10 protein-coding genes and 2 riboswitches are annotated in these 10750 nt (G+C 38.0%); all 10 genes read right to left on the bottom strand.

Annotated features, from left to right (window positions below; translation table 11 throughout):
- Positions 1-282: 282 nt before the first annotated feature.
- A complete protein-coding gene (locus tag NY607_RS23425; protein WP_259420458.1) occupies positions 283-1284 on the bottom strand; it encodes a tyrosine-type recombinase/integrase in 1002 nt (333 codons plus the stop codon).
- Between the two features lie 114 nt (positions 1285-1398).
- Positions 1399-2697, bottom strand: a complete 1299-nt coding sequence (locus NY607_RS23420; RefSeq protein ID WP_004227687.1) for a nucleobase:cation symporter-2 family protein — start codon at positions 2695-2697, stop codon at positions 1399-1401.
- Complete coding sequence (locus NY607_RS23415) at positions 2697-3281, bottom strand: xanthine phosphoribosyltransferase (protein ID WP_048391917.1); 585 nt, start codon at positions 3279-3281, stop codon at positions 2697-2699. The genes NY607_RS23420 and NY607_RS23415 overlap by 1 nt, the downstream gene beginning before the upstream one ends.
- Before the next feature lie 134 nt (positions 3282-3415).
- A riboswitch (purine riboswitch) is annotated at positions 3416-3517 on the bottom strand.
- A gap of 164 nt (positions 3518-3681) precedes the next feature.
- The gene (locus tag NY607_RS23410) at positions 3682-5505 is read right to left on the bottom strand and encodes an APC family permease (RefSeq protein WP_237899126.1); all 1824 of its coding nucleotides are present in this window, start codon (positions 5503-5505) and stop codon (positions 3682-3684) included.
- Between the two features lie 118 nt (positions 5506-5623).
- Positions 5624-5773, bottom strand: a riboswitch (cyclic di-AMP (ydaO/yuaA leader).
- A 212-nt stretch (positions 5774-5985) separates the two neighbouring features.
- Positions 5986-6510, bottom strand: a complete 525-nt coding sequence (locus tag NY607_RS23405) for a PepSY domain-containing protein (RefSeq protein ID WP_054548692.1) — start codon at positions 6508-6510, stop codon at positions 5986-5988.
- Positions 6511-6600: 90 nt separating this feature from the next.
- On the bottom strand, positions 6601-7272 hold the full coding sequence (locus tag NY607_RS23400) for a PepSY domain-containing protein (RefSeq protein ID WP_259420453.1): 672 nt from the start codon (positions 7270-7272) through the stop codon (positions 6601-6603).
- Positions 7269-8564 (bottom strand): HAMP domain-containing sensor histidine kinase, encoded by a 1296-nt coding sequence (locus tag NY607_RS23395; RefSeq protein WP_259420451.1) that lies wholly within the window; start codon positions 8562-8564, stop codon positions 7269-7271. Before NY607_RS23395 ends, NY607_RS23400 begins: the two co-directional genes overlap by 4 nt.
- The gene (locus NY607_RS23390) at positions 8554-9249 is read right to left on the bottom strand and encodes a response regulator transcription factor (RefSeq protein ID WP_131522389.1); all 696 of its coding nucleotides are present in this window, start codon (positions 9247-9249) and stop codon (positions 8554-8556) included. The genes NY607_RS23395 and NY607_RS23390 overlap by 11 nt, the downstream gene beginning before the upstream one ends.
- A gap of 118 nt (positions 9250-9367) precedes the next feature.
- Positions 9368-9652, bottom strand: a complete 285-nt coding sequence (locus NY607_RS23385) for a hypothetical protein (protein WP_131522388.1) — start codon at positions 9650-9652, stop codon at positions 9368-9370.
- A 98-nt stretch (positions 9653-9750) separates the two neighbouring features.
- Positions 9751-10750 (bottom strand): S-layer homology domain-containing protein (locus NY607_RS23380; RefSeq protein ID WP_259420448.1); only part of this gene is annotated, 1000 nt, incomplete at its 5' end.

Below are 10750 nucleotides of genomic sequence, written 5' to 3'. Positions count from 1 at the left end.
GCCGTGCTCGCTATTCGTCGCTACGTTAACAGGGAAACGTGTATCTGCGATATATTCCGTAGTTTGCGATGTGACGGACGGCACTGACCAGGTTAGATTAACGACGAATTAGTGGGCTACCTCGTCGGACTACCGAAAAATAGGCGCACTTAAATAAGCCTAGACGTTGTAATTTTTTCGAAAAGGCTGTACAATAGCTATACATTGGTGTGTATGCTATCGCTTTGCGGTAGTCATATTCAGTTGAGGTCGAGTGTTAGCGCACTCGGCTTTTTCTTTTGCCTATTTCCTCTTTTTATAAGCCATTCTGTTTAACGGGCTGTATAAATCATGTTGATGCCTTATCGTTTTATCATCGAAAAATACATACTTCCGAGTGGTTGAAATCTGTGAATGCCCCGCTATAGACTGGACCGCAAAAACTGACGCTCCATTTTTGAGCATTTCCGTAATAGATTGCCTTCTGAAATCATGACAGCTATATTTTTTATTGATTCCTGCCTTTTTCAAATACCTAGCTAAATTTCTTCTGAATGTGTCCGAAGCTAATCTTTCACCAAACCAATTTAAAAACACAGCTTCATGGTTACCGAAAACCTCTTTATTTTCGTCCATTAATTTAATCAGTAGTTTTAACGTGTGATTAGTAATTGGTATTGTTCGGTATCGTCTATCTTTAGCTTTTTCTGGAGGTAAAACAATTTGTCGACGCACAATGTCTATGTCACTACAATCCAAACTTATTGCCTCGGATATACGTAAAGCAGTGTCATACAAAACATGAAACAAGACGAAATCTCTCCATTGTGCCCATAATTTTTTATCTGGGGCTTCGAATAATCGCTTCATCTCATCTTCGGTTAATAAATCTACCCTCTTTTCGTCTACTTTCAAAAATTTAATAGATTCCATAATGTTTTTTTCAAGTAACTCCTCGGTAAATAAAAAGCTATACCAGGTTTTTAAAAACCGAATACGAGCATTTACTGTCTGAATAGATAACCCTACACATTTCTGCTTGAAGTTGTAATGATGTTCACGCATATAAAGCATGTAATCACGGACAATGACGACTGTTAATTCATCTATTTTATTTATTTCGTAATCTGAATGCTCTAACCATCGAACAAAAAATCGATAATGCTCCTCATAAGTTATAAGCGTTGTTCTTCTAACTTCTTCACCTTTTTTTGCGGAATAAAAATAATCAAAAGCTTGCTTAAATGTGAACGCTAGTAAAGGTTTTTCTTCTACAGTTCTTCTAACGTGTACTCTTTTACGCATACAAAAAAGCCACCTACTTTCAACTAAATTAATAGTCAAAAAATAGGCGACTTTACAACGTTCTTTTCATCAAAATATGTGGGGTATTTAGATGAATGTTATTTAATTATCTTTTTACACTTCCCCATGCATCGGGTCTTTTTTATGCTTTGGCCCAATCATGTTGAATAAAATATTTAGGATAATCGCTGTGACTGAACCACAAACGATACCGTTAGATGTTAAAATAGAAACTTTTTCTGGCAGTGCATCAAAAATGCCAGGAACAACGGATACACCGACACCTAAACTTACTGCAATCGCTGCAATCATTGCGTTTTCTGCTGATTCATTCATAACAGGTACAAGCATGCCCATACCTTGTGTAATCACCATACCGAACATCGCAAGCATTGCCGCACCTAGTACAGATGTTGGAATAATCGTTGTTAATGCTGCGATTTTTGGTAGGAAGCCTAATGCTACAAGTAGACCACCTGTGATGTAAATGACTTTACGGTCCTTAACGCCTGACATACGAGTTAGTCCCACGTTTTGTGAGAATGTTGTGTATGGGAAGGCATTGAAAATACCACCGATTACTGAAGCTAGACCTTCTGAACGGTAGCCACGAGCCAAATCTTTTGAATCTAATTTTTTATTACAAATATCACTTAGCGCAAAATAGACACCAGATGATTCTACTAAAGATACCATTGCTACAAGTGTCATGGTAATAATCGCCGTTACATCAAATGTTGGCATGCCAAAGTAGAAAGGTTGTACCATGTGAAATACATTAGCATCTGCAACTGGGGTGAAATCCACCTTGTCCATGAAGGCACCTAAAACAGTACCTACTACTAATCCGATCAGAATAGAAATAGCGCGAACAAAGCCTGTAGAAAAGCGATAAACGACTAAAATGATAACCAATGTAATAAAGGCTAAGGCTACATTAGAAGCAGAGGCAAAATCCTCAGCACCTTGTCCACCTGCCATATTGTTTAATGCTACTGGTAATAAGGAAATACCGATAATTGAAACAACTGACCCTGTTACGACTGGTGGAAAGAATTTCACAAGCTTGCCGAAGAAGCCCGCAATTATCATTACAATTACACCAGAGGCAATAATAGAACCATAAATGTCCGTAATACCCTGCTCTGGGTTTGTACCAATCGCAATAATTGGACTTACCGCTGTGAATGTACAGCCAAGTACTACAGGTAAGCCAATACCAATGAATTTACCTGAATAAACCTGTAAAAGTGTAGCGATCCCGCACATCATAATATCAATCGCTACTAAATACGTCATTTGTGTTGAATCGAAGCCAATTGCCCCACCGATAATCAGTGGCACTAAGATGGCTCCAGCATACATTGCAAGTAAATGTTGAATCGCTAGCGCAGTCGATTTAAAGGTATTCATTACGCGCGAGCCTCCGTAGCAAATGTTACTTTGCCATCTTCAAGAGAATCTACTATTGCTAATGACTCAACGCGAACACCTTGCTCACGCAATAGTTTTCCGCCATCTTGGAAGCCCTTTTCAATAACAATTCCAACTCCTACAACATTCGCACCCGCTTGTGCAGCAATATCAAGTAAGCCTTTGACAGCCTCACCATTAGCTAAGAAATCATCTACGATTAAAATATTGTCATCTTCGCTTAAGAAATTACGTGAGACAGAGATCTCATTTGTTTCATTTTTTGTGAATGAATGTACCTTTGAAGAATAAAGGTTATCTGAAAGAGTTAATGATTTACGTTTACGTGCAAACACGACAGGCGCGCCAATTTCTAAGCCTAACATCACGGATGGGGCAATACCTGAAGATTCTATTGTTAAAATCTTTGTAATCACTTGATCAGAGAAACGATTTGCAAATTCATGACCAATTTCCTTCATTAACATCGGATCAATTTGATGGTTTAAAAATGAATCAACCTTTAATACGGATGAAGATAATACTTTACCCTCTTGCATAATTTTGTCTTGTAATAACTTCATTTCTTTCATATCCTTCTTTCGTAAAAAATTATAAAAAAACGCTGAATACTTTGATTCCATTCTGCTACGAGTGGAGCAAAGCATTCAGCGCAAAAACGTCGAAATGAATAGAAAACATCATTAAATTGAAGTTCTCTAAAAGCATTGCTACCCATAGTCGATTCATTTACGGTAAATCGGTAGAAACTTGCGAGCCCTATTCTCGCTATTATATGAGTGGATTTGTATGAAACTATCAGAATAACCAATTTATCACTTTATTCGGTAAGGGCTACTATCTCTCACCAAAAAAAGTTTGATTTTTCGGAATTTAATGGCATTCTGGAACTTTTTAATTGTAAACGTTCGTGTTTTCAATCAACGTACTGATTATAACAGACTATTTTCTAGCTTGCTAGCATTATTTTGATAAATGGAACGGTACTGTCATAATGACGACATTTCTGTGAAATAACAGTGATGTACGAATGAGAAGACTCGATTGGTTGTGTAGCATATGATGCCACCCTTTTTTCGGTAAGAATTGAGGGATAACAACTGTAACTTTATGACCTGTCTTCGTACATTGATGTTCTACTTTATCAATAAATTTAATTAATGGCTGTGTAATGCTGCGATATGGTGAATAGTAGGTAACTAATCGTACATCAGGTTGCCAGGCGTTCCACTTCTCTTCAAAAGCTTTTGCATCTGCTTGATCGAAAGCTACGTAAAAGGCTATCACTTTATCAACCTTAAGTGATTTGGCATAATGTAGGGAGTTTTCAACCACCTTTGTTATACCAGCTACTGGCACAATGAAAACATTCCCCTCAATAGTAGCCAGTTCCTCATGATTTAATCTTAACTGTTCTCCAACAGCTTGATAATGTTGCTTAATGCGATGGAATACAAAAATAATAATTGGTAAAAAGATAAACACTGGCCATACTTGAGGCATTTTTGTCACAAAAAACATCATTGCCACGATGAAAGAGATAGCAGCCCCAATTGTATTGATTGTAAATCTTGCTACCCAGCCTTTAGGTTTTTCGTGCCACCATTTTCTCATCATTCCCGTTTGCGCTAATGTAAAGGGAATAAATACGCCTACTGCATAGAGCGGAATTAAATGCTCTGTGGCCCCGTCAAAAAGGATAATTAAAAAAATGGCTGCAATACCTAGCATTAAAATACCATTTGAATAGCCAAGACGGTCCCCACGAATTTGGAAAATTCGTGGGATAAAACCATCCTTCGATAAATTCACAGCAAGCAAGGGAAAAGCTGAGTATCCTGTGTTTGCGGCAAGTACTAAAATCATTGCCGTAGTCCCCTGTACAATATAATAAAGGAAATTCCGACCAACACTAGCTTCTGCTAGTTGGGAAACGACTGTTGCTTCTGCTGTTGGTGCAACGCCATAAAAATAAGCTAGACTAACAATCCCGATGAATAAAACGGCTAAAATGGCACCCATTGCTAAAAGCGTTTTAGCAGCATTATTTGGAGCAGGATTTCTAAAATTAGGTATGGCGTTAGAAATAGCCTCTACTCCAGTTAACGCTGAGCTTCCTGAAGCAAATGCCTTTAATAAAATAAATAGGCTAATCCCTGCCACTGGTGTGCCAATCTTTGGATGTAGCTCTGCAGGCACCTGTCCAGTTGCCACATTATAGAGCCCAATCCCGATTAGCAACAGCATAACGCCTACAAATAGATAAACTGGGTACGCCAAGATAGAAGCTGACTCTGTTACACCTCGCAAGTTTAAAATCGTTAAGAAAATCACAAATATAATAGCAATGGGTACATTATAAGCATGAAGACTTGGAAATGCAGATGTAATGGCATCTGTCCCAGCCGACACACTTACTGCTACCGTTAAAATATAATCAACAAGCAAAGAACCCCCTGCAACAAGACCTGCATTCACGCCTAAATTTTCTCGTGATACGACATAGGCGCCTCCCCCATGTGGATAGGCGAAGATAACTTGACGATAGGATAAAATCAGTGCCACGAGTAGAATAACCACTCCAGCGGCAATAGGTAAAGAATACCAAAATGCCATTGTACCTACCGTCATTAGGACAATTAAAATTTGTTCTGGTCCATAGGCTACTGATGACAATGCATCTGACGATAATATGGCCAGTGCCTTTGTTTTACTGAGCTTTTGTTCCCCTAACGCATCGGATCTTAATGGTTTGCCGATTACATAACGTTTGAATGAGGATTTCATTGATAAACACCTTCTAGTTTCATAGAATGTGTTTCGCCTTTCTAAATTACATCAAAAAACGCCTACAAGTCATCACTAAATAAGACTTGTAGACGCTCATCCGTCTGCCAAGCTCCACTTTTCTGCTCTTAACGCTTACGAGGTTAGCTGTCGGATTCGGGCCTGAGTAGCCCTACTCCTCCACAAGGAAGAGATTCACCCCAAGAATGGCTATGCCATCCATCAAAATTGGTTCCCCCGCGTTTAGTTGCTTCAGCGATTTAGAAATTTGAAACTTTTATAATGATGTCATATTACGCCTGCTAATTAAAAAAGTAAAGAAGAAAATTTTTCTCTTTTTTGAGTAAAAGCATAGGCTTTTTTTGAACATATAAATAATCGCTTCTTAAAGAAAATTTCCTGAATACCTAGTCAAAACCCACAATATAAACAATAAAACTGCCTTAAAGGTATATTCTACCTTCAAGACAGCTCATTATATTAGTCATCAAAGCCTTGTTCAAAGTCGATAATGTTCCCAGAGACTGCATCCACATCTACTTCGTATTCATATTGACCGTCTTTCAGTTCAATTTCATATACACCATCATCAAGCTTAATTTTTGTCACTTTACCCTTTGCTTTTGTTTGGGCTGTCTTGATAGCCTGCTCTTTTGTAATTATTTTTGTTGTAGCAGTCGTAGCAGGAATATGATCATCCCAATCATCGTCATCTAGACGTTCCTTTTTCTGCTTGAGCAATTTTCCACTATAAGCATCAAATTTTAAATCATATTCTTCTGTATCTGTATACACCTCTACTTCATAAATAGAGCTAAACTGATTTTGGTCAAATTCGATATTGGCAACTGTACCATCCACTACCGCTAGAGCTTTCTTCTCAATTTCCTGCATGGATAAGACCTTTTTTTCTTGGGCATTTCCTGATAATAAAGTCGTCGAGCCAATCGCTGCACCCACTCCCAGTGTAATTACTAGTGCTGGAATCATGATCATTTTTTTCATGTTCATCTCTCCTTTGTTTTATCTAAACTTAGCTTACCAACTGAAGATGATAGAACTATAAGAGAAACATTAGAATTTCATGAGAATGATTTAATGATCGTCATCCCATGTTACAGACAGTACTTTTCCTGAAACAGCATGAATTTGAAATGTAGCTTCGTCCTCCTGCGTTTCAATCTCAACTAAATAGTAACCACCCTCTGGGGTTTCTTCAAAATCAACTGAATCCACTTCACCCTTTAATTGCTTAAGAGCTATTTGAATGGCCTGTTGCTCAGTAATAATAGGCTCTTCGATAGGTTGTTCTTGTGGCTCAACCTTTTTCTCAGCCAGTAGTTCGCCAGTATAACCATCAAACGTTAAATCCTTTTGAATTTCCTCATTTTCAACACGTACAGTGTAAATGGAGTCTGTAAGCATAACGCTTTCTATATCTCCATATTCCTTTTTAACCATTTGTCTGATCTGCTTTTCTGTTAAAAGTAATTTACTATGTCCTTCTTTCAGGATTAGATCAGTCACCTGTTGTGTCGTAACATCGAGTATAGCTGCATACTTGACATCGTCACGCGTAAAAAGCATTTCAAAGGTATTTCCTTGTTTTTCAACCTGTGTAACATGACCATTGTAGATAGCCTCAATATGCCGAATAGCCTGCGCTTCACTAAGAGGTTGAACGTAAAAATAACGATGTTGAATAAACCAAATTACTCCACTACAAAGAAGGATAATAACAACAATTACTAACATCCACTTTTTCATTGCTGTCCCTCCTTTGGTATACATAAAGTAAAGCTTGAGCCTTCCCCTAGCTTACTTTTCACATCTATCGTTATACCTAATTGTTGTGCCAGTTCGTGTGCTATTGCTAGCCCTAGCCCTGAACCACCTGTTTTACGATTACGATCCTCTGTTACACGATAAAAACGCTCAAACAAATGAGGAATATGCTCGACTGGAATACCCATACCAAAATCTTGGATGGTAATACGTACTTGATTGGTTGTTTCGGTGACTTGAATACGTACTTCATCCTTACTATATTTCCTAGCATTATCCAGCAAAATAAAAAGTAGTTGCTTCAATATTTTTTCATCACTATAAATAAATTTTGGAATCTGCGCATCAATTCTAAATGTTCGATGATAAGCCTGTTCCATTTGTGAAGCTACTTTATTTAAGAAAGGGGCAAGCTCTAGTTGTTCGAAATGAACGTCCAATTGTTCTTTGTTTTTAGCTAGTTCTAGCAATTGCAACACCATTTCATGCATACGAGATGATTCATTAGCAATGGCTTGTAAGGATTCCTGAGCAACCTCCCGATTATCAAAACCCCTTCTTAGGAGGAGTTTTGCATAACTTTCAATGACAGTTATAGGGGTTTTTAACTCATGGGAGGCATTTGATACGAATTCTTGTTGCTTTTGATAATGTTGTTCAAGCTTCTCCATCATCATATTAAAAGTACGGTTAATGTTTGTTAACTCGTCGCCACCTTTTTCTGTAGTATCTATTTTTTCATATTTCCCAGTAGATGCACTTTTGCGCATGGTCTCATTTAAACGTTCTAGCGGTAATAAAATAAGTCGCCCAAGTACCAAGCTCGCTAGGAAAATTGGAATCGTTGCCACGACAGATACAACAACTAAGATGACCTTTAACAAATCTAATGTCCGTTCTACTTCTTCCATAGATTGCTGTAATGTTATATCCACTACCGTTCCGTCGATCCAAATAGCAGGCATAGTGTAGGTAATGGCAGGGACTTCTTGCATTTCAAGGGTAGCTTGAACCTTTGTTTTCAAGCGTTCACCATCATAAATATAAACAGCACCCTCTGTGGGCATATAAGCTCTTAATACTTGCTGTAGGTTGGTTTGTGCATTTAACTGACTCAGTGTAGAGCTTAAATCATTTGCCCGTGACTGGAGCTGATTATATTCCGTATCATAGGCAAATTTCTCATACAACAAATAAATTCCACTATTTGTTGCCACTACAATAACTAGCATAAGCAATGTTGTTAGTAGATGAATTTTTGTTTTAAGTCTCATAACGATGTTCCTTTAGCACATATCCAACACCTCGAATTGTCTGAATAAGAGGTGTTGGATTAGCAGCCTCAAGCTTTTGTCGGACATAACGTATATAAACATCCACAACATTTGTATCCCCATAATAATCATAGCCCCACACAGCCTCTAATATTTGCTCCCTTGTCAGTACTTGTTTAGGATGCTTTAGTAAATAGAACAACAAATCATACTCACGAGGTGTCAGCTGAATTTCCTTATCAAAATATACAACTTCCCTTGTTTGCTCGTTTATCGATAAATGGCCAAATGTAAGTGCAACTTGCTTTGGACTCACCTTCTGCGAAAACCGTAATGCATTGCGAATTCGTGCCAGTAGCTCCTCAATTTCAAAAGGCTTTGTCACGTAATCATTGGCTCCTAAATCCAAGCCCTTTACCTTATCCTCTACTTCACTTTTGGCAGTTAGCATGATAACAGGTGTTTGGGATTCTGTTGCACGAATACGCTTTAGCACATCAATACCACTCATCTCAGGTAGCATGATATCAAGTAAAATTAAATCCCATTGCTGCTCACGGTATTGTAGTAAGCCTTCTGCTCCTGTATGGGCCATCGCTGCCTCATATCCTTCAAATTGAAGCTCCAGTTGTAGCACTCTCGCAATATTTTCTTCATCTTCTATAATTAAAATTCGATGTGTCATGTCGAATCCGTCCTTCGCCTTTTCTTTTCATCGTATACGATACAAGTGGTGAAAGTCTAATTAGAAAATGATGAGAAAGACAATACATTTCTTTTTTTGACACAGAGTATGTCTTTAACTAATAAACTTTTGGTAAAAAGCTGTATATATCCCTTTTCTGAAAAATCCCTGAGCTTACTTTAGCAACTTTTTTGCCATTTAAACGGCTTGGAAAGGGAAATTCCATATGTGGACCATTGTAATGAATAATGGTCACTGTACCATCAGAGTTATTACGCCAATCATAATTCCTTTCATCTGTTTTGATTGAAAGTTTAATCGATACAAAAGCTAAACTTAAGAATAATATGAAGAAGATAAGACGAGCAATTTTCAATAGAAACACTTCCTTTTCTATTAGCATAATAATTTACATCCTTACGCACTATTGAGTAATGTTAATAATTTGAACAAAAAAATCTCACCAAAAGCTTTATGGATAGCGATTGGTGAGGTTTTTAATTATTGATGCAAAGCTCTATACAAAAATGCTACAAACTCCGCACGTGTTACAGGATCATTTGGTCTAAAGTTGCCATTATTTCCAATTGTGATCCCATTTCCTGCGAGTATAGCTATAAAGTTATGTGCCCAGTGTGTTTTTGGCACATCCTTGAAAGTATCTTTATTCGATGAAGTTAAATTAAAGGCAAGGACTAATACTTTTGCCATCTGGGCACGTGTCATATTAGTAGTTGGCTGGAAATCCCCATCTATGCCTTCAAACAGACCTGCTTGTTGCACCTGATCGATTACCCCAAAATAGAGATGGTTTTTAGGTATATCGTCAAATTCTCGTGCGTCTTTTTTCGGTTCTAGCGCTAACGCTCTTGTTAATATCAGGGCAGCATGCTGGCGCTGAATTGGTGCATTTGGCTTGAAGGTGCCATCTTGATAGCCTGTAATAATGCCCTGCTTTGCCATCTCCTGAATCATCGCCCAGCCCCAATGTCCTTTAGAAATATCTGAGAAGATGATATCTGGCTCTGGTTGGGGTGTTGTCTCTGTTGGTTGTGGATCAATTGGTTCTTCAGGTCTAGGTTCTTGTTTTTCAGGTATGGCTGGCTCTGGTATCGGGGTTGGATTCGGAGATATACTTCCTCCACCACCCGATGAACCGTCTGTTACCCAATGAGCATATAATGTGATATTGGACTTCACTACATCTTTAGAAAAATTCCATGGTATCGTCAGTTCAATATCCTTATACCAGCCTGTAAATAAATAACCTGCCTTTGTTGGATCTACTGGCTTTGTTGCTAAGGTATCTTTAATCACCTTCTGTGATGTTACTGCACTTCCTCCATTTGTTTCGAAATCCACCGTATATTGTGGGATGACCTTTTCCCATTTTGCATATAAAGTTGTATTTTCGGTTACCTTATCCGTTGTAAAATTCCATGGTGTACTGAATACAGCATCTGTATACCAACCTGCAAACTCATATCCAGCTTTTGTTGGG

Source organism: Lysinibacillus sp. A4, from assembly GCF_024919535.1.
GTDB lineage: Bacteria > Bacillota > Bacilli > Bacillales_A > Planococcaceae > Lysinibacillus > Lysinibacillus capsici.
Note: the sequence above shows the minus strand (reverse complement) of the source record. Positions and strands in the feature narration are given on the sequence as shown.

What these genes read in the sequence shown, in the direction of transcription:
- NY607_RS23395 (WP_259420451.1), bottom strand. Translation starts at nt 8,564, where the DNA reads ATGAGACTTAAAACAAAAATTCATCTACTAACAACATTGCTTATGCTA.
- NY607_RS23425 (WP_259420458.1), bottom strand. Translation starts at nt 1,284, where the DNA reads ATGCGTAAAAGAGTACACGTTAGAAGAACTGTAGAAGAAAAACCTTTA.
- NY607_RS23410 (WP_237899126.1), bottom strand. Translation starts at nt 5,505, where the DNA reads ATGAAATCCTCATTCAAACGTTATGTAATCGGCAAACCATTAAGATCC.
- NY607_RS23390 (WP_131522389.1), bottom strand. Translation starts at nt 9,249, where the DNA reads ATGACACATCGAATTTTAATTATAGAAGATGAAGAAAATATTGCGAGA.
- NY607_RS23405 (WP_054548692.1), bottom strand. Translation starts at nt 6,510, where the DNA reads ATGAAAAAAATGATCATGATTCCAGCACTAGTAATTACACTGGGAGTG.
- NY607_RS23420 (WP_004227687.1), bottom strand. Translation starts at nt 2,697, where the DNA reads ATGAATACCTTTAAATCGACTGCGCTAGCGATTCAACATTTACTTGCA.
- NY607_RS23400 (WP_259420453.1), bottom strand. Translation starts at nt 7,272, where the DNA reads ATGAAAAAGTGGATGTTAGTAATTGTTGTTATTATCCTTCTTTGTAGT.
- NY607_RS23415 (WP_048391917.1), bottom strand. Translation starts at nt 3,281, where the DNA reads ATGAAGTTATTACAAGACAAAATTATGCAAGAGGGTAAAGTATTATCT.
- NY607_RS23385 (WP_131522388.1), bottom strand. Translation starts at nt 9,652, where the DNA reads ATGCTAATAGAAAAGGAAGTGTTTCTATTGAAAATTGCTCGTCTTATC.